Source organism: Streptomyces sp. NPDC002206 (assembly GCF_053593595.1).
Window position 1 is genome coordinate 850,816 of the sequence record NZ_JBSFCW010000001.1, and the last position, 22,924, is coordinate 873,739.

Below are 22,924 nucleotides of genomic sequence, written 5' to 3' on the forward strand. Positions count from 1 at the left end.
TATCCGTTCCTCCTCGCGGCTGCCCCACCGCGCGCCCATGAAACACCGGCCCGCCGACGAAGGCACAGCTGATTTCAGGCAGAAATGATCGCTTCAGGTCCGATTCCAACACCCTCGACGCCGCATTCCCTACCATCCAGGGCGTTCGCGGGGGCGTACTTGCCGCAAAGAGACGTGCATGGTCAGCAGGGCCGACTACATTCGACGGGACGAGGGGTACAGGGCTGGGGGTCCTATGGCGAAAGACACACCACCCCGCTGGGACCGCAAGATGCAGCAACGGCTGGCACGCGGCGAGGCGGCAGCCCTCGGCGAGCTCTACGACCGTTTCGCGTCGCTCGTACACAGCCAGGCCCACCGGATGCTCGACGACGAGTCGGCCGCCGATCTGGTGACCCGCGAAGTCATCGGTTACGTGTGGGAGAACCCCGACGCCTACGACCCCAAGCAGGGCTCGATGCGGTCCTGGGTGGCCCGGCTCACCCACCGCCAGTCCGTTCGGCGGCTGCGCGGGACAGCACCGTCCGCATTCGCGCAGGGATACGAGGACGGGACCGACGACGGCAGCGAGACCGGCGGTGCGGAAGAAACCGTCGCCCAGGAGGAACTGGAGGAGCGGGTGAGGCACGCCACGGCCGCGGCCCGCGCCGACTACATCGTCGCCTCCATGCCCGCACCTCTGCGGGCCGCGCTGGAGCTCGCGTACATCCAGCGCAGGGACTACCGGCAGACCGCGGCCGACCTCGGGGTGACCGAGGACGAGGCCCGCCGTCGCCTGCGGCTCGGGCTGCAGCTGCTCTCCACCGCCAGCACCCGCCCGCTCGAAGGGTCCTCGCCACCCGGATACGGACGGGCCCTGTGAGCGCGAACGACGACGCGGACGGGCGCGAGGGCAACGGGCGCGAGGACGAGGTGCAGGGCCCACGGCGCATACCGGGACCGCGGGCCGCCGCGGACGACTTCGACCTCGACGCCGTACCGCTGCCTGCCCCGCGCACGGACCCCGCACAACAGAGGGCACCGGAGCCGGAAGCGGAGCCGGAGCCCACGGCTGAACCGGCGGGACCGACGGAGCCCACGGGACGTACGACACCCATGGAACCCCCGGCAGCGCCGGCCCCGGCGACCCCGCCTGCCCTGGTGCTCCCCCACGGCGTCCTCAAGTCCCTCCTCGGCGCCTGGGCCCTCGCCGCCTGTTCCGCCGAGGAGACCGAAGCCGTCGAGGCGCACCTCACCGAGTGCGCCGCCTGTGCGGACGAGGCGCTGCGGCTGCGCGACGCGGTCGGCCTGCTGCACACCGACGGCAGCCTGGATCTCGACCCGATGCTGCGCTCCCGGGTGCTCGACGCCTGTCTGAGCCGCCGCCCGGCCAAGATCCCGGTGCCGGACTGGGCCGCTCCGTACGACGCGGAGACCGCCCGGCTCGATGCGCTGCTCCGGGACATCGGCGGCTCGGAGTGGCACGCTCCGGTGCGGCTGAAGTGGTTCGAGCGTGAGCGGGCGGTCAACCGGAAGACGACGGTCGCCGGCGTGATCGGCCATCTCATGACCGTCGACGGACTGGTCAGCACAGCCCTCCGCCTGGACGATCCGCTCGGCAACGCCACCGGCAAGCGGGGCGGGAACGACTCCGCCCGGGGCGGCGGCGTCCCGCTCTCCCCCCGCGCGCGCACCGAGGCGTACTGGTCGGCCGCCCGGCGCCCGCCCACCCGGGCCGTCCGCGAGCCCTGGCGCGAGCAGAGCCACGCCCTCATCCGCACGGTGTCCTTCGCCGGCCGCAGGGTCGCCGAGCTCTCCGTCTCGTACGGGGACTTCGCCCTTCCGCTGCAGGACTCCATGCTGGACCGGGCCTTCGAGTGCTGGGTGCACGGTGGTGACATCGCCAGCGCGGTGGACTATCCGTACGAGGCCCCGTCAGCCGCTCATCTCCACCGGATGATCGACCTGGCCGCGCGGCTCCTCCCGGCCGCCCTCGCCGGACGCCGCCGGGCCGGGCTCGCGGGGCCCGCCCGCCATCTGGTGACGGCCGGTTCGCCGGGCCGTTCGCTCCATCTGGAGATCGAGGGCTCGGGTGGCGGCAACTGGTACATCGCGCTGGACTCCCCGGCCGCGCTCGGCTCACCCGCCCACACGGTCGCACAGGTGGCGCTGGACGGCGCCGAGTTCTGCCAGCTGGTCGCGGGCCATGTGTCGCCCGCCGAGGCGGCGGCCGGGCAGGAGGGCGATCGTGAGGCGATCCGCGAAGTCCTGTTCGCCGCGGCGTCCCTCAGCCGCCTCTGAGCCGTAGCGCAGCCGCCTCTGAGCCGTACCGTCCGGCGCTACGCGAAGATCACCGTGCGGCGGCCGTTGAGCAGAATGCGGCGCTCCGCGTGCCACTTCACCGCGCGGGCCAGCGCCTGGCACTCCACATCGCGCCCGATCGCGACCAGCTCGTCCGGCGTGACACCGTGCCCGACCCGCTCGACCTCCTGCTCGATGATCGGCCCCTCGTCGAGGTCGGCGGTCACATAGTGCGCCGTCGCACCGATCAGCTTCACCCCACGGGCGTGCGCCTGGTGGTACGGCTTCGCGCCCTTGAAGCTGGGCAGGAAGGAGTGGTGGATGTTGATGATCCGGCCGCTGAGCTGCTTGCACAGATCGTCCGAGAGGACCTGCATGTAGCGGGCGAGGACGACCAGCTCGACGTTCTCCGCGCGCACGAGCTCCAGCAGCTGCGCCTCCGCCTCCGCCTTGTTCTCGCTGGTGACCGGGATGTGCCGGAAGGGGATGTCGTAAGAGGCGACGAGCTCGGCGAAGTCCGTGTGGTTGGAGACGACGGCCGCGATCTCGACCGGCAGCGCCCCGATACTGGCGCGGAAGAGAAGATCGTTGAGGCAGTGGCCGAACTTGCTGACCATCAGTACGACCCGCATGCGCTCCGACGACCGGTGGATCTGCCACTCCATCCGGAACGAGTCCCCGACGGCCGCGAAGCTGGCGCGCAGCTTCTCCACGGTCACCGGGGCGTCCGCCGAGAAGTGGACGCGCATGAAGAAGAGACCCGTGTCGTGGTCACCGAACTGCTGACTGTCCTCGATGTTGCAGCCGGTCATGAAGAGATAACTCGACACGGCGTGCACAATGCCCTGTCTGTCCGGGCACGAGAGGGTGAGGACGTACTGCTCGGGGACGGTCTCAGCAGGCTGCGGCGCGGTCATGTCCGTAGCGTGCCACACCGACCGCGGTTCAGGCGGTCCTGGTCATGATGCGGAGCACATCCAGGGAACGTGGCGGAACGTCCGGGTCCTCGCCGTCGTTCGAGGCGAGCAGCACATGGGCCTCGCGGGCGGCCCGTACGGCCTCCGGCCAGCCGTGGTGCTCCAGATAGGCGGAGACCGGGGCATCCGCGCCGACCTGGTGCATGATGCGCAGCACCCGCAGCACGGCGACGTCGACGAGAGCGGCCTCGCCGGAGTCGCGGAAGACCGTCCCGACGTACTTCTCGGCGGACCAGTTGTCCAGCCAGGTGTCCTCGACCAGGCGGTACACGGCGTCGGTGACGTCGCCGTACCCTTCCCGGCCGGCCAGCCAGCACTCGTGGTGGAAGACGGGGTCGGAGAGCATGTGCAGCGCCGAGCGCACGTTGCTGCGCCAGCGCCACCAAGGAACGTCATTGAGCGGCATGCCGCCCATGGTGGAGGAGCGACGGCCGCGACGGGAAGTGTTCTCCGAACCTTGCTGCACGGTTGTCGATCGTACGTTCCTTGTTGCCGAGCTTGCACCGGCCCCCGCAATTCACCTGGATGTCACCGAGCGTTGCACGAAGCACACATCTGCGTTACCCCAAGCGCGGAAATGTTCATGCCCATGACCGGATGGCGACGCCTCACTTCCCCCCGTCCCTACAAACTCCTCACATGTGCGGCGGCGGTCGGGGCGTCGCTGATCACCGGCTGTGGCGTGCTCCCTGGGGCCTCGGGGGACTCCAGGGAGCCCGTCACCGTCATGACCTGGGCCCCCAACGGCTCCACCGGCCCCGATGCGGCGAACATGGCCGGCATGACCGCCATGGCGCGGGCGTACGCACGCTGGGTGAACAACAACGGCGGGCTCGACGGCCACAAACTGCTCGTCGTCACATGCAACGAGGGCGACACCTCGATCGGAGCGGGCAACTGCGCCCGGCGGGCGGTCAAGGAGAAGGCGGTCGCGGTCGTCGGCTCGTACAGCCGGCACGGACAGGCCTTCATGGCACCGCTGGAGGTCGCCGGGATCCCGTACATCGGCGGCTACGGCGCCTCCGAGGAGGAGTTCAGCAGCTACGACTCGTACCCCGTCAACGGCGGCCAGCCGGCGCTCCTCGCGGGCAACGCCAAGCAGCTCGCCCGCGGTTGCGAGCGGGTCTCCGTGGTGCGGCCCGACACACTGGGCGGCGAGAACCAGGCGTGGCTGCTCAACACCGGCCTCAAGGAAGCGCATCGGCCGGCTCCGACGGACGTCCGGGCCGCGGAGTCGGCGACTTCGTACGACGAGGCGGCCGGTCAGGCGCTGCAGGGGGCCGGAACGGCCGACGGGTGTGTGACGGCGGTGCTCGGGGACCGCACGGAGACGTTCTTCGACTCCTTCCGCCGGCTCGAAGGGTCGTACGGGGACGTACGGATCTCCTCCGTGCTCGGCAGCGTCGACCAGCCGCTGATCGACCGCACCGGCGGCCGGGAGAGCCCGTTCGAGGGGGCTTACGTCGCCGGCTGGTACCCGGACGCGGGGGACGCCCGCTGGGACAAGATGCGCGAGGTGATCCGGAAGCACGCCTTCGGCGACAACCGGATCGACCCGGACGACACGGGTGTCCAGACCACGTGGATCGCGTACACGGCGCTGAAGGAGATCGTCACGGCGATCGACGACCCGCAGATCAGCGCGGGCAAGCTCACGGTTGCCCTGAACCAGGGCGTCCGGGCGGACACCGGCGGGCTCACACCGGTGCTGAGGTGGCGGTTCGAGGACATGCTGGGGTCCTCGGCGTACCCGCGGATCGTGAACCGGAAGGTGACGTTCCAAGTGGTACGGAAGGGACGGCTGGTGGCGGAGAAAAAGGGGTTTGTGGACGTGACGCAGACCTTGGCGAACGCCAGCGCGAAGGGGTGAGGGGCGGGGGGGATCAGCCCCGCCTCCCTGCCCGATACTCGGGGGCTCCGCCCCCGGGTCCCCGCTCTTCGAACGCCGGAGACGCCCGATTTTCGGATCAGAGATCGGTCGACGATCGCCGGGTCAGCCCGTACTTCGTCGCGATCGAGTTCCACAGCCCTGACGCCCGCTGCTTCGCCTCGCTCGCCTCACCGCTCGCCACGGTGGCCTGAGCCTTCTCGGGCGTCGCACGGGCCTTCCCGTGCCTGCACACTTTCTTGCCGTTCTTGGCCTGGCGGGCCCACGCTGCGTAGTGGTCGTCGGCGGAGGCCGATGCCTGCCAGGCCTTCGTGAGCGCCTCGGTCAGCTGCGCGTGGTCGGGGAGCTTGTCCACGGACAGCCCCTGCAGCCGTGTCACCAGCTCGCGGCGCTGCTGAGCGGCGCCCTGCAGATCCGTGATCGCCTGGTCCAGGTCCGTGCAGGACTGGGTCTTTGCGACGGCCGCGATCACGGTGGAACGGCTGTTGTTGCTGTCCGCCAGCAGCTTGTCGAGCTCCTCGGCCTGCGGCTTCGCCGGGTCGGCCGCCGCCTGCGTGGAGGGCCGCGCGGCGGGTGAACTCGCGGCGGCCACCGACTGCTTGTCGTCCTTGCCCTTGTCGTCGCCGCTCATCAGCGCACCCGCGCCGAGCCCGATGACCGCGCAGCCGACGACGACCGCGGCGATCAGCGGGACGTGCGACGGCTTCTTGCGCTGCCCGGCCCGGCCCTGCGGCGGCTCGCTGTGCTGCGGCTGCTGCTGCGGCTGCTGGAACGGGGGCTGCTGGGCGCCTCCGTACGGCGCCGCCTGTCCCGGGTCGAACCGGGGCATCTGCTGCGTGGCGCCCGCGGGCTCGTCACTGCGGAACAGGTTGTCGAACTCGGCGGGCGGCTGCCGCTCGCCGGGCGCTCCGGGCCTGATGCTGTACGGAGCGCCGCCCGGCACCGCCGGGATGTACTGGGTCGCATCGGCGTCGGAAGCCGGTGCCGGCTGGGCGTGGGCCAGGAACTGGGTGGCCTCCGCGGGGCTCTCGGGCGGAAGACCGCCCGGCGCGGGACCGGCCGGCACCGGGGCGATGTACTGCGTGGCATCGGCGTCCGCACCCGCGCCCGTGCCCGGCACGACCTCCGGCGGCAACGGCTGATACGGCTGGGGCAGGGGCTGCCCCTGGGGCTGCTGTCCGTACGGCGGCTCCTGGCCGTACTGGCCCTGCTGGCCCTGCTGGCCGTACTGGCCCTGCTGGCCGTACTGACCCTGCTGGCCGTACTGCCCCTCCTGGCCGTACTGACCCTGCTGGTCGTACTGCCCCTGTGACGCCTGAGGCCCCCAGGGCCGACCCCACGGCTGCCCACCCGCCGGAGCGGCCTGGTCGGACGCTCCGCCCGGTATCCAGGGCTCTCCGTCACCTGCGGGCAGCACGACACCTTCGTGCGTGGGCCGTACAGCAGGGAGCTGCTCGTCACCCTGTCCGCTCTGCGTCACCGGGACTCCTACGTGTAAACCTACGGAATCGTCGGCCCACGCTATCGGGTGGCTGCCACCCTTTGCCAAGCGCCCTTTGTCGCACACCGCCCCTTCACCGGGGCGGTAACACACAGCGCCCTCACGGCGCAGTTGACTGGCGCCCCGGTCAGGCCGCCTGGAGTTCCAGTCGCGCCCCGAATTCCCGTACCGCCGGCTCGTCCCCGTACGGCACGAACCTCTGCTGCAGATCGTCCAGATACTCCGTGCCCCGGCTGGACCGCACCGTCCCCAGCAGCTCCATCGCCCGCATCCCCGTATGACACGCCTGCTCCACCTCGCGCAGCTGCACCTGGGCCGTGGCGAGCAGCACCAGGCCGATGCCGCGGCGGCGGGCCCGGGACTCCGGGTGGCCCTCCAGGGACTCCGTCGCCCGGCGGACGGCCGCCTCGGCCTGGCCGAGGTCGCGGTGGCAGTGCGCCAGCTCATCGGCCAGATAGGCGTGGTCGAAGTGGGCGATCCACGCCGGGTCGTCGCCCGTGTCCGGCTCGGCGTGCTCCAGGGCCGTCAGCGCCCGGCCCGTCACCTGCTGGCAGGTGCGGGCGTCGCCGAGCAGGGCGTGCCCGCGGGCCTCCGCCGCGTAGAACATCGCCTCGGCACGCGGGGTGACCCGCCCCCGCGCACCCTCCTGCGCGGCCCGCGCCAGCTGCGCGATCTCCCGTGGGTTGCCGAGCTGGGCGGCGAGATGACTCATCGACGCAGCCAGCACATAGCCGCCGTACGCCCGGTCGCCCGCCGCCTGCGCCAGCCGCAGCGCCTGGATGTAGTACCGCTGGGCGAGCCCGGGCTGCCCCGTGTCGACCGCCATGTACCCGGCGAGTTCGGTGAGCCGGGCAACGGCCGCGAACAGCTGCCGCCCGACCGTTTCGCGGTACGCCCCCGCGAGCAGCCCGGAGACCACACTGTTCAGGTAATGCACCAGCACCGGCCGGACGTGCCCGCTGCCGAACCGGTGGTCGAGGTCGACCAGCGCGGCCGTCATCGCCCGCACCGCCTCGACGTCCGACATCCCGACCCGGGCCCCGGCAGCCCGCGCCACCTGCGGGTCGGCAGCGGTGATCAGCCAGTCCCGGCTGGGCTCGACCAGCGCCGAGGACACGACCGCCGAACCGGACAGGAAGTCGCGGCGACCGACATCGCTGCGCCACAGCTCGCAGACCTGCTCGATCGCGCCGGTCACGGTCGGTGCGAACTGCAGGCCGACGCCGGACGCCAGATTCTTGCCGTTGGCCATCCCGATCTCGTCGATCGTGACCGTACGGCCGAGCTTGCGGCCGAGCGCCTCGGCGATGATTCCCGGTGCCCGGCCGCGGGGTTGCTGTCCGCGCAGCCAGCGGGCCACGGAGGTCTTGTCGTACCGGAGATCGAGGCCGCGCTCCGCTCCGACCATGTTGACGCGGCGGGCCAGGCCCGCGTTGGAGCATCCGGCTTCCTGAATGAGTCCCTGGAGCCGTTCGTTCGGCTGACGGGCGACGAGAGGCCTGGCTGCCATGTTTCCCCCTGAGGCCGCAGTGATCGATGAGGAGATCACTGCCCGGCAATTGCAGAAGAAATGCACACATTCATGGTGTCGGTCGTTTCCGCGTTGTTCACGGTATTCGCTCGCTCATCGTGTCATTGTTCGAGTTTGGTACGTATTCTGCTTGGGCGAACTGTTCCGGATTCCCCCCGTGTGGCTACCCGCCCATCGACGCACCGCCTCATGCGCGCCCCCGTCCATGCATCCATGCGCCCCATATGCGTGATCGGTGTGCCGTGACCGCGTTCGCCACGCCCGTAACCCCAGGTGGTTGCGGCAGTTGAGGTGTTCGTGGAAGAGCCCATCAAAGTCATGGAAGCCGCACAGATCCCCAAGCAGCGAGGAGTACAACTGCTCGACGCCGCAGTGCGGTACACGGAAGAGCGGCACTGGGACGTGTTCCCCGGCACCTGGCTGGAGGCGGTGGGAGGGGCGGAGCGATGCTCGTGCAGGGAGGCCGGTTGCGCCTCCCCCGGCGCCCACCCCACCCGGACCGACTGGGCGGGCCGGTCGGCCGGCAGCGGCGCCGCGGCCCGCCGGATGTGGTCCGAGTACCCCACGGCATCGATCCTGTTGCCCACCGGGCGCACCTTCGACGCGATCGACGTACCGGAGTCCGCCGGTTTCCTGGCGCTGGCCCGGATGGAGCGGATGAACCTGCCGCTCGGCCCCGTCACCTGCACCCCCGACCGCCGGATGCTCTTCTTCGTACTGCCCGGGGCGGCGGCCAAGGTGGACGATCTCGTACGGAAGCTGGGCTGGAGCGCCGCCGCGATCGATCTGTCCGGCCGCGGCGACGGCGGCTACGTGGCGGCGCCGCCGACCCGGATCGGCGGGCGCGGTGCGGTTCAGTGGGCGCGTCGCCCCACCCCCGCAAACCGGTGGTTGCCGGACGCGGAGGAGGTCATCTGCCCGCTCGCGTACGCCTGCGGGCGGGAAGCAGCCGACGCGCGCGCACGCCTTTCGTAGTCTGTCCACCACAGACGGGGACACCGAAAGGCAGTGCACCATGTCGAACCGGACAGCAGCGGAATCGAGCGGGGCGGTGGAGGCGCCGCCCGCCGTTCGCGTGCAGGGTCTCTGGAAGCGGTTCGGCGAGCAGACCGCGGTCGCCGGGATCGATCTGGAGCTGCCCGCCGGGAAGTTCATCGGTCTGGTCGGACCCAACGGTGCAGGCAAGACCACCACGCTGTCGATGGTGACCGGCCTGCTCCGCCCCGACCACGGAACGATCGAGGTCGGCGGGCGCGACGTCTGGCGCGACCCGGTGGACGTCAAGGCCAGGATCGGCGTCCTGCCGGAGGGGCTGCGGCTCTTCGAGCGCCTCTCGGGGCGCGAACTCCTCGCGTACACCGGCCGGTTGCGGGGGCTGCCGGGCGCCGAGGTCGACAAGCGTGCCACCCAGCTCCTGGACGTACTGGATCTGGCGGGCGCCCAGCACAAGCTGGTCGTCGACTACTCGACCGGCATGCGGAAGAAGATCGGGCTCGCGGCGGCGCTGCTCCACAACCCCGAAGTGCTCTTCCTGGACGAGCCGTTCGAGGGCGTCGACCCCGTCTCGGCACAGACCATCCGCAGGGTGCTGGAGCGGTACACCGGCTCGGGGGCGACCGTTGTCTTCTCCAGCCATGTGATGGAGCTCGTCGAGTCGCTGTGCGACTGGGTGGCCGTCATGGCGAACGGCACGATCCGGGCCCAGGGCACCCTCTCCGAGGTACGCGGCTCGGCATCGTCGCTGCAGAACGCGTTCCTCGAACTCGTCGGCGCGGGCGGCCGGGACACCGGTGAGTCCCTCGACTGGCTGGGCGGCGCCCGATGAGCGTGCTCGACACCCCCGTCATCCCCTCCCCCCGCCCCTCGGACGGCCCGGGCGGTGAAGGACTCGTCTCCGTCTTCGTACGGCTCAAGCTGACACTGCTGCGCAACGGGCTGCGGCAGTCGTCGGGCCGGCGGGCCGCCTACATCTCGTCCGTCGTCGTCACCCTGCTGATCGCCGCCGGCCAGGTCATCGCGCTGATCGCGCTGCGCGGCCACGCCCACGCAGGTTCGCTCGTGGTACTGCTCACGGCGGTGCTGGCGCTCGGCTGGGCGGTGATGCCGCTGTTCTTCCCCAGCGGCGACGAGACCCTCGACCCGAGCCGGCTGGTGATGCTGCCGCTGCGGCCGCGCCCGCTGATCGGGGCGCTGCTGATGGCGTCCCTGGTCGGCATCGGGCCGCTGTTCACACTCTGTCTGGCGGTCGGCTCGGCGTTCGCGGTGGCGCACGGGGCGGCGGCCGTGGTGTGCGCGGTGGTGGCCGCGCCGCTGACCCTGCTGGTGTGCGTGGCGCTGGCCCGGGCCGTCGCCACGGCCAACACCCGGCTGTTGACCTCCCGCAAGGGCCGCGATCTGGCGGTGCTCAGCGGGCTGGTGATCGCGGTCGGTATCCAGGTCGTCAACTTCGGTGCGCAGCGGCTCGGCCGGTCCGGTGGACTGTCCGCGCTCGACCCGGCCGCGGACGTGGTGCGCTGGCTGCCGCCGGCCTCGGCGATCGGTGCGGTGGACTCCGCGGCGCAGGGGTCGTACGGCCGGGCCGTGCTGCAACTGCTGCTCTCCGTCGTGGCATTGGGCACACTGCTGTGGCTGTGGCAGCGGAGTCTGGTGAAGCTGATGACCGCCCCGGACGGTTCGACGCTCGCCGCCGCCGAACCGACCCGCAAGAAGTCCGCGGCGGCCGGCTCCCGGCTCTCCGCGCTGCTGCCCGAGGGGCGCACGGGGGCGGTGATGCGGCGCAGTCTGCGGTACATCGCACGGGACCCGAAGACCAAGGCCGCCTGGGTGACGGCGCTCGCCATCGGTCTGATCGTGCCGCTGCTCAACGCCGTGCAGGGCACCGGCTCGGTCTACTTCGCATGCTTCGCCGCCGGAATGCTCGGCATCCAGATGTACAACCAGTTCGGGCAGGACACCTCCGCGTTCTGGACAGTGGCGCTGACGATCTCCTCCACCCGGGACGCGTACCTCGAACTGCGGGCGCGGGCGCTGGCGCTGCTGGTGATCACCCTCCCCTACACAATCCTGGTGACCGTCGTGACGGCGGCGGTGCTCGGGGACTGGGAGGTGCTGCCGGGCGTCATGGGTCTCTCCTTCGCCCTGCTGGGCGCGATGCTGGCGACGGGCGCGGTGGCGTCGGCCAACTTCCCGTACTCGATCCCGCAGGACGGCGCGTTCAAGAACGTGGCACCGGGGCAGGCCGGGCTCGCCTGGATCTCGATCTTCGGCGGCATGGTCTCGGCGGCGGTGCTGTGCGCGCCGGTGATCGTGGCGACGATCTGGCTGCATCTCGCCGATGCGGAGGACTGGTTGTGGCTGCTGGTGCCGGTGGGTGGCGCGTACGGGACGGTGATCGCCTGGGCGGGGCTGCGGCTGGCGGCTCCCCGCACGGCGAACCGGCTTCCGGAGATCCTGGCGGCCGTCAGCAAGGGGTGACCTGAGCAGGTCCGGCCGGGGGTTCGGCTTTCGTTACGAGGAGACGGGCTCGCGGTCGTCCTGGGAGTCCTCGGCGAACTGCTCCAGGAACGGCTCGACCGCCGCGCGCCAGCCCTCCGGCTGGTCGTAGTGGACGAGATGACCGGCGTCCGCCACCTCCGCGTACTGCCCGCGCGGCAGTACGCGGACCATCTCCTGGGCCTCCGCCCGGCCCAGTTCGCCGTCCAGGCCACGGACCACCAGCGTCGGACACCGGACCTGCGCCAGCTCCTCCCAGTGCGCGTCGTGGACCCAGGTCGCGCGGGACTGGAGCATCTGGCGGCGGGAGAAGACCGGCCGCCAGCCGTCGGCCCGCTCGGCCATCACCTCGGCGAAGAACTCACCGCGGGACGGGTTCGGCCGCTCCACCCAGGGGTCGTCCTCGCCGAACCACTTCCGCACGTCGGAGAGCGTCGCGAACGGCAGCGGCCAGGACTTGAACCAGTCCTCCCACTCCCGCTGCGAGGCGGCGCCGAGCGCGGAGGCCCGCATGTCGCAGATGATCAGGGCCCGGACGAGATCGGGGCGCTTCGCGGCGAGCTGCCATGCGGTGAGGGCGCCCATCGAGTGGCCGACGACGGTGGCGGGGCCGAGGCCGAGCTGTTCGATCGCCGCCTCGGCGTCGGCGACGTATGCGTCGCGGGTGTACGGGCCTTCGGCCGGCTTCTCGCTGCGGCCGTGCCCCCGCTGGTCGAGGCCCACGGCCCGGTGCCGCTCGGCGAGCCAGCGGGTGGTGGGGGCCCAGTGGGAGGCCCGGCCCATCAACCCGTGGAGCAGTAAGACCCCGGGGGCGCGCTCGCCCTCCGTGCGCCCCTTGGGCGGATCGGCGAACTCCCAGGCCGCGAGGCGTACGCCGTCGGATCCCGTCACATCGATGCGCCGCACCATATGTCCTGGCACCCCCTTCTGGTCCTCAATCACCGCTCGATCACCGTGCGGTCGCGTCACACAGACTATCGAACCTTTATTCGAACAACGGGTTCCGGCTCGCAACACCCCTCGTTCGAGTGACAGCCCCCAAGGATTGACGTCGGCTCCGGTGGGGAGATCTTCTTCGGGAGGCGGACCACTCGGGGATGAGGGCCCGCGGGGACCGACCTTGAGAGCTCGGGGCTCCAGGTCGGAACAGGGGAGGACAGGCCCCGGCGCCGCGCGGCGCCGGGGCCCTCCCATGTCAGGGGGGCGTGCGAGGCGGTCTGCGCCGGAGTGCGGTCGGCCGGGGCGAGCGGGCCTGCAGGCGCCGGCGTCTGTGCGGGCGGGGCGGGCCGGCCGGGTGCAGTCGTCGGGGCGGCCGGACTCGTGGCAGTCACCTTCTGGTGCACATGCCAGTACGACGGGCGCATCTCCCGCTCCCTCCCCGACCGCGTGGCCAGGCGGCCGCCACTCTCAGGTATGCCTCAGCCACAGCCTGGCACGCGATCCGCCCGAGCGCTGCAATTCCGGACGGAAAAACGGAAAGCGGACGTTACGCTTCAGCATCTCGGTCAGCGCTTGGCGACGAAGACATGCGAAGCGACCTCGGCGTCCAGCTCCGCCGCCTCGCCACTGCTCCCGACCAGCACCCCGCCGGGCGACTGGGTCACGCTGACCACGGAGCCGGGCTGCACGCCCGCCCGCCGCAACGTGTACATCAGCTGGGCGTCCGTCTGGATCGGCTCACCGATCCTCCGCACCACCACGGTCTTGCCCTCGGCTCCCGGGTCGAGCTCCGACAGGCTGACCATGTCCGCGTTCAGGAACGGGTCGGCCTCGGCCTTCTCGCCCAGCTCCTCCAGGCCCGGGATCGGATTCCCGTACGGAGACTCCGTCGGGTGCCGCAGCAGTTCCAGCACCCGGCGCTCCACGGCCTCGCTCATCACGTGCTCCCAGCGGCAGGCCTCGGCGTGCACCTGCTCCCACTCCAGGCCGATCACGTCGACGAGCAGGCACTCGGCGAGCCGGTGCTTGCGCATCACCCGGGTCGCCAGCCGGCGGCCCTCCTCCGTCAGCTCCAGATGCCGGTCGCCCGCGACCTGCACCAGCCCGTCGCGCTCCATGCGCGCCACCGTCTGGCTGACGGTCGGACCGCTCTGGTCCAGCCGCTCCGCGATGCGGGCGCGCATGGGGACGACGCCTTCCTCTTCGAGTTCGAGGATGGTGCGGAGATACATCTCCGTTGTGTCGATCAGTCCGGACATTCGTGCCCCTCGATGCTGTGACATGAAAAACGCCGTCAACGCCATGCGCTGGCCCTCAGCCAATTCTGACGCATACCTCCGACAACCGTGCCGCGCCGACCGAACCCTGGACCGCGCGGGCGGCCCCGGGCGGTATTGACAGGTCACTGGTCCAGACCGCAACGTGATCCGCGGCACGGACACCCACGGTCACCCACCCCCGCCGAAAGGGCCTCCTCGATGAGCGACAGCAAGCTGGCCGGTCAGTTCCTCGACGCAGCGATCGGCCTGCTGGAGCGCGTACGCGACGAGGAGTCCGGCAACATCGCGGCCGCCGGGGCCGCGATCGCCGACACCGTCGCGGCCGGCGGCCGGCTCTTCGCGTTCGGCGCCGGCCACTCGTCGCTCGCCGCCCAGGATGTCGTCTACCGGGCCGGCGGTCTGGCCCTGATGAACCTTCTCGCCGTGCCCGGCACGCTCGGCGTCGACGTGATGCCCGCGACGCTCGGCTCGGCGCTGGAGCGGGTCGACGGTCTGGCCGGCGCCGTGCTGGACTCCAGCCCGGCGAGCGCGGGCGACCTGCTCGTGATCATCTCGCTCTCCGGGCGCAACGCGCTGCCTGTCGAGATGGCGCGGGACGCCCGCGCGCTCGGACTGACGGTCGTCGGCGTCACCTCGGTGGCGTACGCGGACGCGACACGGTCGCGGCACAGCTCCGGCGGATTCCTGCGGGACCACTGCGACATCGTCGTCGACAGCAAGATCGCGATCGGTGACGCAGAGCTGACCGCGGAAGGCATCGAGGCACCGTTCGCGCCCGCCTCGACGGTGGTCACCAGTGCGCTGATGCAGGCGATGATGGCGGCGGCCGCGGAGCGGCTGGTGGAGCGGGGGATCGAACCGCCGCTGCTGCGGTCCGGAAACGTCGACGGCGGGCACGAGTGGAACGGGCGCGTGATGACGGAGTACGCGGACCGGATCTTCTACCGGCAGTAGAGGAACCGGCGCCCGGCACGCAGCACCCCTTTCTGGTGGGCGGCCACCGATCCGTTGACGACGAGACCGCCGGCCGACACGGACACCAGATCCGGACCCGCCTCCTCACCCACCTCGGCCGCGACATCGTCCACCCGCGCCGAGGCCGAGCGCACGGAGACGACTTCGGACATCGGCACCACGGAACCGGCCCGGCCGGGTCGGCCTCAGCCGCCCAGCACCTGCGCCAGGTCCACCGCGCCCGCCACCCGGACCGCAACGCTCTCCGCATACGCCGCGTCCGGGCGCTCGAAGGCCGTGCGATGGGCCGCCCGCAGGAACGTCACCACACCCAGCGTCCGACCCCGGCTGCGCATCACGGCGCACAGGGCGTGCACCGAACCCTTCGGCCACTGACGCTCATCCGCCCAAGCCCCCGCACCCGGACCGGCACTCGACCGGACCGAACCCGTCCGGTCCACCGCCTGCAGCGCCGGATGCCCCGGCGCATACCGCAGGGGAAGGCCGCCACCGGCCACCGGCAGACACGGACCCGGAGCATCGGCCGGCGTCGCCGCCGCCCGCACCAGCCGCTCCCCCACCAGCACATCGATCAGCACATGGTCGGCGAAACCCGCGAGCGCGAAATCCAGATACGACATCGCCGCCTCCATCGGGTCCTCGCACTCGGCCGCCGACCGGCACGCCCGGTACAGCTGATTCGACCGGAACCGCACCCGGTCCGCCTCCTGCGCCGCCAGCTTCTCCGCCGTCACATCCTGGAACAGCCAGCCGACCCCCAACGGCACCGGCTCCTCCGCGAGCGGCGACGCCAGCTGCAGAAACCCGCTGCGCCAGCAGCGCCGCCGGTCCCCGTCCGCCGTCCGCAGCGTCACCCACAGCTCGGTGGGCGCGGGCGGCTGCCCCTCGGCCAGGACATGCTGCAGCGCACCCTCCAGCTCCTCCACCCCCTGCACGACCAACTCGGCGAGCGGACGCCCCAGCAGCGTCGTACGGCCACCGCCCAGCGCCCGCGCCGCACACGCGTTGACAACCGTCGGCCGCAGATCCACATCGACGAGGACCACACCCCACGACGCGTCCTCGAACAGCGCCTCACTCAGCGCGATCGACCGCTCCAGATCGATCTGCGCATGCACCTCGCTGAACGCGCAGTACACCCCGGCCGGCTTCCCGTCCGCACCCCGGACCCCGGCCGACTGCATCCGCACGAGCACCCGCCCGCCGTCCTTGCGCAGCAACGCGAACTCATGCACCTGACGCCCCGGCGCATCCATGGCCGCCATCAGCCGCCCCTGCACCTCAACCACATCCGCACTGCGCACCGCCCACCCCGCGAACCCGGGCCGCCCCACGGCCTCCTCGGCAGACCAGCCGAGAATCCGCTCCGCCTCACGGTTCCAGTGCGTGACCGTGCCGTCCGCGCCGAACGCACAGAGCGCCGCGTCCATCCCGTCGAGCAACGCCGCAAGCAGCTCCGACCCGGGGATCGGGTCGGGGCCGAGGGCATCAGTGGTTCCACTGCTCGTGGAAGTGCTCATCCCGGACCCCCTGCAGGACGTGTCCGCCATTGCCGCACGTCAGACCATTGAACTCGAACGTGACCCAGCACACATCGACTTCCAGGAAATCCGCCCCGCCCCCGGCGCAGGATCCGGCCTACCAACACGCCGAACGATCACACATTCGAGCGTCGCCGGAAGATCACGCATATGTGCGGTCGCAGCTCGCGACCCTCGGAAAACCGGTGCAGACCTGGTCGGGAGGTCGTACGAAGTGGAACCCGCACCGCCATGGGCCTGCCCAAGACGCACACACTCGACGCCCTCTGCGTCGGGCAGCTCGACCACGAGGCGGGGGCTGGGACCGTCCGCGTGCCCCAGCCGGCCCACGTCGTCACGGCAACGGGGCGCGGAAGCTACGCCCGCACCACCCCCGACCTGTACGGATTCCCCCGGCTCGCCCGCGCGCGCCAGAAGCGGCATCACGGCTTCGCCACCGGCGACCTCGTCCGCGCCTCCATACCCAAGGGCAAGTGGGCAGGCACTTGGACCGGGCGCATCTCCGTCCGCGCCTCCGGGAAACACAGCCTCAGCACGCCGGTGGGCCGCTGCACCGTGTCCCACAGGAACCTTCGGCTACTGCAGCGTGCCGACGGATACGCGTACAGCTACCGGCAGGAAGTCACCGAATAAATGGGTTGAGACATTCGCCGAGGGTTCCTAGGCTGCTGTCACACGTTGGAAAGGAGGTGATCCGGAAGTGCAGTCTTCTCGGACTCGTGAGGTGACTGCGGGCTGACGCCCGTTGTCGCGCTCTTTGCAGTGCAGGCCGGTCATCGGCCAATCCCAAGCAGTCACCGACCCGCAGGCTCGCCGGTAAGTCCGGCCGGCTCCTCCGCAAGGAGGAACCAGAGCCTGCGGGTTTCTGCGTGTGCGGGGCCGCCCGGTCACGGGGAGAGGCGCTCCACCCGCCAGTCGTCGCCCTCGCGTACGTATCGCAGCCGGTCGTGCAGCCGGTTCTCGTGGCCCTGCCAGAACTCGATGGTCTCCGGTACGACGCGGAAGCCGCCCCACTGCGGGGGTGCGGGGATGCGTTCGCCTTCGGGGTAGCGGGCGGCCAGTTCCTCGTACCGGTCGATGAGTTCCTGGCGGGAGCCGATCACGGCCGACTGTTCGCTCGCCCAGGCGCCCAGCTGGGAGCCGTGGGGGCGGGTGCGGAAGTAGGCGACCGTCTCCTCGCGGGCGATGCGGGCCGCGGTGCCGTTGACGACGACCTGGCGGGCCAGCGGGTGCCAGGGGAAGAGCAGCGAGACGTACGGGTTGGCGTCCAGTTCGCGGCCCTTGCGGGAGTTGTAGTTGGTGAAGAAGACGAAACCCCGGGCGTCGTACTTCTTCAGCAGCACCGTGCGGGAGGACGGGCGGCCGTCGGGGGTGGCGGTGGAGACCACCATGGCGTTCGGCTCATAGACCATTCCACCTGCGGCGATCTGCCGGAACCAGTGGGCGAACTGCTGCATGGGGTCGGCGTCGAGCGTGTCCTCGGTGAAGGCCTCGGAGCGGTACTGCTCGCGCATCGCGGCCGGATCGGTGGTGGAATCGGAAGGGGAATCTGCGGTGGGCACGGGGTCATCCTGCCGCAGCGGCCCAGTTTGCCCGGCGAGGAGGGGTATCAACCACGCATCGGTAATGCCGGGGGCTGTGCGGGATGTCACGCTTCCCCGCATCGTGGGAACCCGCCAATATCTTGGGGCAGGCCAGTGTGGCCTCCGTACAGCCGCCGATTCGAGGGAGCCGCATGATGTCCGACTTCGTACCCGGGCTCGAGGGAGTCATCGCGTTCGAGACGGAGATCGCCGAACCCGACAAGGAGGGCGGTTCGCTCCGCTACCGCGGGGTCGACATCGAGGATCTCGTCGGTCATGTGTCGTTCGGGAACGTGTGGGGTCTGCTGGTCGACGGGGCGTTCAACCCCGGTCTGCCGCCCGCCGAGCCGTTCCCGATCCCGGTGCACTCGGGTGACATCCGGGTCGACGTGCAGTCCGCGCTGGCGATGCTGGCGCCGGTGTGGGGTCTGAAGCCGCTGCTCGACATCGACGAGGAGACCGCGCGCAACGATCTGGCGCGGGCCGCCGTGATGGCGCTGTCGTACGTCGCGCAGTCGGCGCGCGGGCAGGGGCTGCCGATGGTTCCGCAGAGCGAGATCGACAAGGCGCAGTCCGTCGTCGAGCGGTTCATGATCCGTTGGCGCGGTGAGCCGGACCCGAAGCATGTGAAGGCCGTCGACGCGTACTGGACGTCGGCCGCCGAGCACGGCATGAACGCCTCCACGTTCACCGCGCGGGTCATCGCGTCGACGGGTGCCGATGTGGCGGCGGCGCTGTCGGGTGCGGTGGGTGCGATGTCGGGGCCGCTGCACGGCGGTGCGCCGTCCCGGGTCCTCGGGATGATCGAGGAGATCGAGCGGACCGGTGACGCGACCGCGTATGTGAAGAAGGCCCTGGACAAGGGTGAGCGGCTGATGGGCTTCGGGCACCGGGTGTACCGGGCGGAGGACCCGCGGGCGCGGGTGCTGCGGCGTACGGCGAAGGAGTTGGGCGCGCCGCGGTTCGAGGTGGCGGAGGCGCTGGAGAAGGCGGCGCTGGAGGAGCTGCACGCGCGGCGTCCGGACCGGGTGCTGGCGACGAACGTGGAGTTCTGGGCGGCGATCATGCTGGACTTCGCGGAGGTGCCGGCGCACATGTTCACGTCGATGTTCACGTGTGCGCGTACGGCGGGCTGGTCGGCGCACATTCTGGAGCAGAAGCGGACGGGCCGGCTGGTGCGGCCGTCGGCGAGGTATGTCGGGCCGGGGCCGCGTGATCCGCGGGCGATCGAGGGGTACGAGCAGATCACGGATCTGGGGAACTGACAGTCCCGGTGCTGCGCAAGCCCGGCGTGATCCGAAAGTACGGCCCCGGGCAGGTCCGCAAAGTCTCACCCGGCCTGCGTGTCCATACGCCTAGAGCTTGCCGCGGAGAGTGACGGTGCGGTGTCCGCCGAGGCGGCGCCGCACCTCCTGTTCGAAGCCGTAGGTCAGCTCCGCCCAGTTCCAGAAGGTGAGGCCGAGCTGCCCGCAGGCGTAGTAGTCGTCCTCCCAGCTCCAGCGGTCGATGCCGGAGGGCCGGCGGCAGGAGGGGCACTCCACGATGCCTTCGCCGCCGTCCGCCCAGGCGCCGAGCCGGCCCGCGAACGGGGCCCAGGCGCTGTCGACGGGGCACCAGGTGTCGTCGACGAGGCGGATCTCGGTGGCGCAGAGCGGGCAGGTGGCAGCTCCCGCGTCGCCCTGGCCGCTGTCGAAGACGGTGCGTCCGGTCGCAACGTAGAGACCGTTGCTCCACAGCTCGACCGGTTCCGGGTCGTCGACGGCCTCGGCGTAGTTCGGGCCAGGTGCGTTGCCGTAGCCGTCTCCGTCGAGGACGCAGTCGGTGCGCTCGGCGCTGACGATTCCGTCGGCGATCAGCCGGTCGAGGAGGCCGGCGCCGAGTTGTGCGGCGTCCTGCTCGGTGGCGTCGAGGTCGACGATCGTCTGGAAATGGTCACCCACAGGTCCCCCGAGGTCGGTCGAGTGCGTCGTCCAGCAGGGCCGCCCACTGTGCCACGACCCTCCGGCGCCGGGCGGTGTCGTCGGTCAGTACGTTGGCCAGGCCGAGGCCGCGGGCCATGTCGAGGAGGCCCTGGACGGTTTCGCGTACGCCTGGCCGTGTCTCGTCGGCCTTCAGGAGTTCGACGGCGATGCGGTGGGTCTCGCGGCCGACGCGGGCTTCGAGTTCGCTGACGCGGGGGTGCAGTGACGCCTCGTTGGAGGCGACGACCCAGAGCTGGAGTGCGGCGCGGAACAGCGGTCCTGTGTAGAGGTCGACGAGGGCGGCGACGACGGCTGCGCGGCCTTGGACGGGCAGGGCGCGCAGGGCGGCGGAGCGTTCCTCGGCGACGTATTCGACGGCTGCGGTGAACAGGTCCTCGCGGGTGGGGAAGTGGTGCTGGGCGGCGCCGCGCGATACGCCGGCGCGTTCGGCGACGACGGAGACCGTGGAGCCCGCCCAGCCGTGTTCGGCGAGGCAGGCGACCGCGGCTTCGAGCAGCCGTCGGCGGGTGGCGCGGCTGCGGTCCTGCTTGGGGGTCCTGTCGGTGGAGGGCGTCACAACACCCATGCGGGATCCCGTCGTTCGTGGAAGGCCGTCATCCCTTCCCGTGCCTCGGCGGAGGCGAAGAGAGCTGCCGAGCGGGCGATGAGGTCTTCGGCGTACTGGTCGAAACTTTCCCGCACAGTAACTGTGACCAGCTCCTTCGATGCTGCCAGCCCCTGTGGTGAGGCTCGGCGCAGTCCGTCGAGTACGGGGACGAGCGCCTTGTCCACGTCGTCGGCGGCGGCGAGGGTGATCAGGGAGATCCGGGCGGCTTCGGTCGCGTCGAAGCGTTCTCCGGTGAGGTAGTAGCGGGCGGCGGCGCGCGGGTCGGTGCGGGGCAGCAGGGGCAGGGAGATCACGGCGGGGGCGAGGCCGAGCCGGGATTCGGTGAGGGCGAAGGTGGAGGCGGGTCCGGCGGCCGAGATGTCGCAGGCGGCGAGGAGTCCGAGGCCGCCTGCCCGGACGTGTCCGTCGACGCGGGCCACCACGGGTTTGGGCAGGGTGACGATCTCCCGCATCAGGGCGACGAACGCTTCCGGGTCGGGGGGTGCGCCGAGGTCCGCACCGGCGCAGAACGTGTTGCCGGTGTGGGTGAGGACCACGGCTCGTACGGTGTCGTCCTCGCCGTATCGGGCGAGGGTTTCGCGGAGTTCGGCGACGAGCCGCGCGGAGAGTGCGTTGCGGTTCGTCTGCGAGTCCATCCGTACGGTGGCGATGCCACGTTCGCGGCCGGTGCGGACCAGTTTCATGCCTCTGCCGCCTTCTCGATGACTTTTTCGTTGGCCTGTTCCCGGTCGCGCAGTTCGCGCCGGAGGATCTTTCCGGAGGTGGCGCGGGGTACGGCGCCGATGAATTCGACCTGCCGGACCTTCTTGTACGGGGCGACGCGCTCGGTGACGTACGCCATGACGTCGTCGGCGGTGAGGGCGTCGGGGGCGACTCCCGCCTGCCGGACCAGATACGCCTTGGGGACTTCGTTGCCGTCGGTGTCGTACACCCCGATGACGGCGGCGTCCGCGATCGACGGGTGGCCGAGCAGCAGGGCTTCGAGTTCGGCGGGGGCGACCTGGTAGCCCTTGTACTTGATGAGTTCCTTGACCCGGTCGACGATGCGGAGCCAGCCGTCGGCGTCGACGCGGCCGATGTCGCCGGTGTGCACCCAGCCGTCGGCGTCGATCATGTCGGCGGTGGCGTCGGGCCGGCCGAGGTAGCCCTTCATCACCTGCGGGCCGCGGATGAGTACCTCGCCGTCGGTGTCGATGCCGGCGTCGCGGTCCGGGTCGTCGAGGGAGACGATCCGCATCTCGGTGCCCGGCAGGAGTTTCCCGACGGCGCCGGGCGGCGGGTTCTCGGCGGCGAGCGGGACGACGTGGGTGCCGGGCGAGAGTTCTGTCATGCCGTACGCCTGCCGTACCGGTGGCAGTCCGAGGCGCCGGGAGCAGGCGGCGGCGAGTCCTGCGTCGAGCGGGGCGGCGGCGCAGACGATGTACTCCAGCGAGGACAGGTCGTACTGGGCGACGGCCGGGTGTTTGGCGAGGGCCAGGACGATCGGCGGGGCCACGTACAGTCCGCTGATCCGGTGCTTCTCGATCGCGGTGAGGAACTGGACGAGGTCGAAGCGCGGCAGGACGACGACGGTGGCGCCGAGCCGCAACGGGGCGTTCATCAGGGCGGTCAGCCCGTAGATGTGGAAGAACGGGAGGACGGCGAGGATCCGGTGGCCGGGGTTCATCGGGATGAACGGCCGCAGCTGCTCCAGGTTGGTGGCCATGGAGCGGTGGGTGAGCATGACGCCCTTGGGTGTGCCGGTGGTGCCGGAGGAGTACGGCAGTGCGGCGATGTCCTCGGCCGGGTCGATGGTGATCCGTGGTTCGGGGGCGGTGGAGCCCAGCATGTCGAGTACGGAGGTGTGTCCGTCGGCCCGGTCGCAGACGAATATCTCCTCTATGCCGCCGACGAGTTCGGCGGCGCGGCGGGCGGTTTCGAGGAGTGGGGAGACGGTGACGATCCAGCGGGCGGAGGAGTCGCCGAGCTGTTTGGCGAACTCCTCCGCCGTGGCGAGGGGGTGCACGGTGGTGACGGTGGCACCCGCCCGGGTCGCTCCGAAGAACACGGTCGGGTAGGCGAGGGTGTTGGGGCTGTGCAGGGCGACGACGTCGCCCTTGCGGACCCCGGTGGCGGCGAGCGCCGCCGCGATCCGGCGGTGGAATGTGTCGAGTTGCCGGTAGGTGAGCGTGGTGGTGCCGTCGGTGCCGTCGATCAGGGCGACCGTGTCGCCGTAGGAGTCGGCGGCCTGCCCGAGGACCGCGTCATGGATGGGGAGGTCGAGCGGCTGGACGTCTGCGTACTCGCTCCGGAACACGTTCACCTTGGCGGGTCCCTTCGAACGGTGGCTGGAGGGACAGAGTCCCCTG

At 71.0% G+C, this 22,924-nt stretch carries 22 protein-coding genes; 9 read left to right on the plus strand and 13 right to left on the minus strand.

Annotation, left to right across the window (positions count from 1 at the left end; genetic code table 11):
* The first annotated feature begins 235 nt into the window (after positions 1–235).
* Positions 236–862: an RNA polymerase sigma factor gene (locus ACWCP8_RS04020; protein ID WP_352265879.1), complete on the plus strand. Its 627-nt coding sequence runs from the start codon at positions 236–238 to the stop codon at positions 860–862.
* Complete coding sequence (locus tag ACWCP8_RS04025; protein ID WP_451114049.1) at positions 859–2,280, plus strand: maleylpyruvate isomerase N-terminal domain-containing protein; 1,422 nt, start codon at positions 859–861, stop codon at positions 2,278–2,280. Before ACWCP8_RS04020 ends, ACWCP8_RS04025 begins: the two co-directional genes overlap by 4 nt.
* Positions 2,281–2,318: 38 nt before the next feature.
* Here ACWCP8_RS04025 and purU read toward each other — a convergent pair whose 3' ends face one another.
* Positions 2,319–3,197: a formyltetrahydrofolate deformylase gene (gene purU / locus ACWCP8_RS04030; RefSeq protein WP_352265883.1), complete on the minus strand. Its 879-nt coding sequence runs from the start codon at positions 3,195–3,197 to the stop codon at positions 2,319–2,321.
* 28 nt (positions 3,198–3,225) lie between these two features.
* On the minus strand, positions 3,226–3,672 hold the full coding sequence (locus ACWCP8_RS04035; protein ID WP_267008006.1) for an SCO4402 family protein: 447 nt from the start codon (positions 3,670–3,672) through the stop codon (positions 3,226–3,228).
* A gap of 174 nt (positions 3,673–3,846) precedes the next feature.
* On the opposite strand from ACWCP8_RS04035, the gene ACWCP8_RS04040 reads away from it, so the two are divergent.
* Positions 3,847–5,127, plus strand: coding sequence for an ABC transporter substrate-binding protein (locus tag ACWCP8_RS04040; protein ID WP_352265885.1), 1,281 nt, complete (start codon positions 3,847–3,849; stop codon positions 5,125–5,127).
* 97 nt (positions 5,128–5,224) lie between these two features.
* Here the strand turns inward: ACWCP8_RS04040 and ACWCP8_RS04045 are convergent, their stop codons facing one another.
* Positions 5,225–6,625, minus strand: coding sequence for a hypothetical protein (locus ACWCP8_RS04045; protein WP_451114050.1), 1,401 nt, complete (start codon positions 6,623–6,625; stop codon positions 5,225–5,227).
* A gap of 148 nt (positions 6,626–6,773) precedes the next feature.
* Entirely contained in the window at positions 6,774–8,156 is a 1,383-nt protein-coding gene (locus ACWCP8_RS04050; RefSeq protein ID WP_352265889.1) for a transcriptional regulator, read from the minus strand.
* A 339-nt stretch (positions 8,157–8,495) separates the two neighbouring features.
* On the opposite strand from ACWCP8_RS04050, the gene ACWCP8_RS04055 reads away from it, so the two are divergent.
* Genes ACWCP8_RS04055 through ACWCP8_RS04065 form a run of 3 tightly spaced genes read left to right on the plus strand, consistent with a single transcriptional unit; the run spans position 8,496 to position 11,651 of the window.
* Positions 8,496–9,152, plus strand: a complete 657-nt coding sequence (locus ACWCP8_RS04055; protein WP_451114144.1) for a bifunctional DNA primase/polymerase — start codon at positions 8,496–8,498, stop codon at positions 9,150–9,152.
* 40 nt (positions 9,153–9,192) lie between these two features.
* Positions 9,193–10,002 carry an ABC transporter ATP-binding protein gene (locus ACWCP8_RS04060; protein ID WP_352265891.1) on the plus strand — a complete coding sequence of 270 codons (810 nt, stop codon included), beginning with the start codon at positions 9,193–9,195 and terminating at the stop codon, positions 10,000–10,002.
* Positions 9,999–11,651 (plus strand): transporter, encoded by a 1,653-nt coding sequence (locus tag ACWCP8_RS04065; protein ID WP_451114051.1) that lies wholly within the window; start codon positions 9,999–10,001, stop codon positions 11,649–11,651. The genes ACWCP8_RS04060 and ACWCP8_RS04065 overlap by 4 nt, the downstream gene beginning before the upstream one ends.
* Positions 11,652–11,684: 33 nt before the next feature.
* Here ACWCP8_RS04065 and ACWCP8_RS04070 read toward each other — a convergent pair whose 3' ends face one another.
* Both ACWCP8_RS04070 and ACWCP8_RS04075 read right to left on the minus strand, forming a co-directional pair.
* Positions 11,685–12,578, minus strand: a complete 894-nt coding sequence (locus ACWCP8_RS04070) for an alpha/beta fold hydrolase (protein WP_326608540.1) — start codon at positions 12,576–12,578, stop codon at positions 11,685–11,687.
* 596 nt (positions 12,579–13,174) lie between these two features.
* Complete coding sequence (locus ACWCP8_RS04075) at positions 13,175–13,867, minus strand: metal-dependent transcriptional regulator (protein ID WP_030926443.1); 693 nt, start codon at positions 13,865–13,867, stop codon at positions 13,175–13,177.
* Between the two features lie 219 nt (positions 13,868–14,086).
* Here ACWCP8_RS04075 and ACWCP8_RS04080 point away from each other — a divergent pair, with 219 nt between their 5' ends.
* Positions 14,087–14,842, plus strand: a complete 756-nt coding sequence (locus ACWCP8_RS04080) for an SIS domain-containing protein (RefSeq protein ID WP_326605158.1) — start codon at positions 14,087–14,089, stop codon at positions 14,840–14,842.
* Here ACWCP8_RS04080 and ACWCP8_RS04085 read toward each other — a convergent pair.
* Entirely contained in the window at positions 14,830–15,015 is a 186-nt protein-coding gene (locus ACWCP8_RS04085; RefSeq protein ID WP_451114052.1) for a hypothetical protein, read from the minus strand. The genes ACWCP8_RS04080 and ACWCP8_RS04085 overlap by 13 nt on opposite strands.
* Before the next feature lie 33 nt (positions 15,016–15,048).
* Positions 15,049–16,383 (minus strand): PAS domain-containing protein, encoded by a 1,335-nt coding sequence (locus ACWCP8_RS04090; RefSeq protein WP_352265898.1) that lies wholly within the window; start codon positions 16,381–16,383, stop codon positions 15,049–15,051.
* A gap of 252 nt (positions 16,384–16,635) precedes the next feature.
* Here ACWCP8_RS04090 and ACWCP8_RS04095 point away from each other — a divergent pair, with 252 nt between their 5' ends.
* Positions 16,636–17,037: a hypothetical protein gene (locus ACWCP8_RS04095; protein ID WP_352265900.1), complete on the plus strand. Its 402-nt coding sequence runs from the start codon at positions 16,636–16,638 to the stop codon at positions 17,035–17,037.
* 254 nt (positions 17,038–17,291) lie between these two features.
* Here ACWCP8_RS04095 and pdxH read toward each other — a convergent pair whose 3' ends face one another.
* Positions 17,292–17,918, minus strand: coding sequence for a pyridoxamine 5'-phosphate oxidase (pdxH, locus tag ACWCP8_RS04100; RefSeq protein ID WP_352266018.1), 627 nt, complete (start codon positions 17,916–17,918; stop codon positions 17,292–17,294).
* Between the two features lie 224 nt (positions 17,919–18,142).
* Here pdxH and ACWCP8_RS04105 point away from each other — a divergent pair, with 224 nt between their 5' ends.
* Positions 18,143–19,252, plus strand: coding sequence for a citrate synthase 2 (locus ACWCP8_RS04105; protein ID WP_030975571.1), 1,110 nt, complete (start codon positions 18,143–18,145; stop codon positions 19,250–19,252).
* 90 nt (positions 19,253–19,342) lie between these two features.
* On the opposite strand, the gene ACWCP8_RS04110 is transcribed toward ACWCP8_RS04105, so the two are convergent.
* The 4 genes from ACWCP8_RS04110 to ACWCP8_RS04125 are packed head-to-tail and all read right to left on the minus strand — an operon-like array spanning position 19,343 to position 22,872.
* Positions 19,343–19,927, minus strand: coding sequence for a hypothetical protein (locus ACWCP8_RS04110; protein ID WP_352265902.1), 585 nt, complete (start codon positions 19,925–19,927; stop codon positions 19,343–19,345).
* Entirely contained in the window at positions 19,920–20,534 is a 615-nt protein-coding gene (locus ACWCP8_RS04115) for a TetR/AcrR family transcriptional regulator (RefSeq protein WP_355994765.1), read from the minus strand. The genes ACWCP8_RS04110 and ACWCP8_RS04115 overlap by 8 nt, the downstream gene beginning before the upstream one ends.
* Positions 20,522–21,259: an enoyl-CoA hydratase family protein gene (locus ACWCP8_RS04120; protein WP_451114053.1), complete on the minus strand. Its 738-nt coding sequence runs from the start codon at positions 21,257–21,259 to the stop codon at positions 20,522–20,524. The genes ACWCP8_RS04115 and ACWCP8_RS04120 overlap by 13 nt, the downstream gene beginning before the upstream one ends.
* Complete coding sequence (locus ACWCP8_RS04125) at positions 21,256–22,872, minus strand: 4-coumarate--CoA ligase family protein (protein ID WP_451114147.1); 1,617 nt, start codon at positions 22,870–22,872, stop codon at positions 21,256–21,258. Before ACWCP8_RS04125 ends, ACWCP8_RS04120 begins: the two co-directional genes overlap by 4 nt.
* Positions 22,873–22,924 lie beyond the last annotated feature (52 nt).

Coding starts and splice junctions, on each gene's coding strand:
- ACWCP8_RS04020 (WP_352265879.1), top strand. CDS start 236: ATGGCGAAAGACACACCACCCCGCTGGGACCGCAAGATGCAGCAACGG.
- purU (WP_352265883.1), bottom strand. CDS start 3,197: ATGACCGCGCCGCAGCCTGCTGAGACCGTCCCCGAGCAGTACGTCCTC.
- ACWCP8_RS04035 (WP_267008006.1), bottom strand. CDS start 3,672: ATGGGCGGCATGCCGCTCAATGACGTTCCTTGGTGGCGCTGGCGCAGC.
- ACWCP8_RS04040 (WP_352265885.1), top strand. CDS start 3,847: ATGACCGGATGGCGACGCCTCACTTCCCCCCGTCCCTACAAACTCCTC.
- ACWCP8_RS04050 (WP_352265889.1), bottom strand. CDS start 8,156: ATGGCAGCCAGGCCTCTCGTCGCCCGTCAGCCGAACGAACGGCTCCAG.
- ACWCP8_RS04055 (WP_451114144.1), top strand. CDS start 8,496: ATGGAAGCCGCACAGATCCCCAAGCAGCGAGGAGTACAACTGCTCGAC.
- ACWCP8_RS04060 (WP_352265891.1), top strand. CDS start 9,193: ATGTCGAACCGGACAGCAGCGGAATCGAGCGGGGCGGTGGAGGCGCCG.
- ACWCP8_RS04065 (WP_451114051.1), top strand. CDS start 9,999: ATGAGCGTGCTCGACACCCCCGTCATCCCCTCCCCCCGCCCCTCGGAC.
- ACWCP8_RS04070 (WP_326608540.1), bottom strand. CDS start 12,578: ATGGTGCGGCGCATCGATGTGACGGGATCCGACGGCGTACGCCTCGCG.
- ACWCP8_RS04075 (WP_030926443.1), bottom strand. CDS start 13,867: ATGTCCGGACTGATCGACACAACGGAGATGTATCTCCGCACCATCCTC.
- ACWCP8_RS04080 (WP_326605158.1), top strand. CDS start 14,087: ATGAGCGACAGCAAGCTGGCCGGTCAGTTCCTCGACGCAGCGATCGGC.
- ACWCP8_RS04085 (WP_451114052.1), bottom strand. CDS start 15,015: ATGTCCGAAGTCGTCTCCGTGCGCTCGGCCTCGGCGCGGGTGGACGAT.
- ACWCP8_RS04090 (WP_352265898.1), bottom strand. CDS start 16,383: ATGAGCACTTCCACGAGCAGTGGAACCACTGATGCCCTCGGCCCCGAC.
- ACWCP8_RS04095 (WP_352265900.1), top strand. CDS start 16,636: ATGGGCCTGCCCAAGACGCACACACTCGACGCCCTCTGCGTCGGGCAG.
- pdxH (WP_352266018.1), bottom strand. CDS start 17,918: ATGCGCGAGCAGTACCGCTCCGAGGCCTTCACCGAGGACACGCTCGAC.
- ACWCP8_RS04105 (WP_030975571.1), top strand. CDS start 18,143: ATGTCCGACTTCGTACCCGGGCTCGAGGGAGTCATCGCGTTCGAGACG.
- ACWCP8_RS04115 (WP_355994765.1), bottom strand. CDS start 20,534: ATGGGTGTTGTGACGCCCTCCACCGACAGGACCCCCAAGCAGGACCGC.
- ACWCP8_RS04120 (WP_451114053.1), bottom strand. CDS start 21,259: ATGAAACTGGTCCGCACCGGCCGCGAACGTGGCATCGCCACCGTACGG.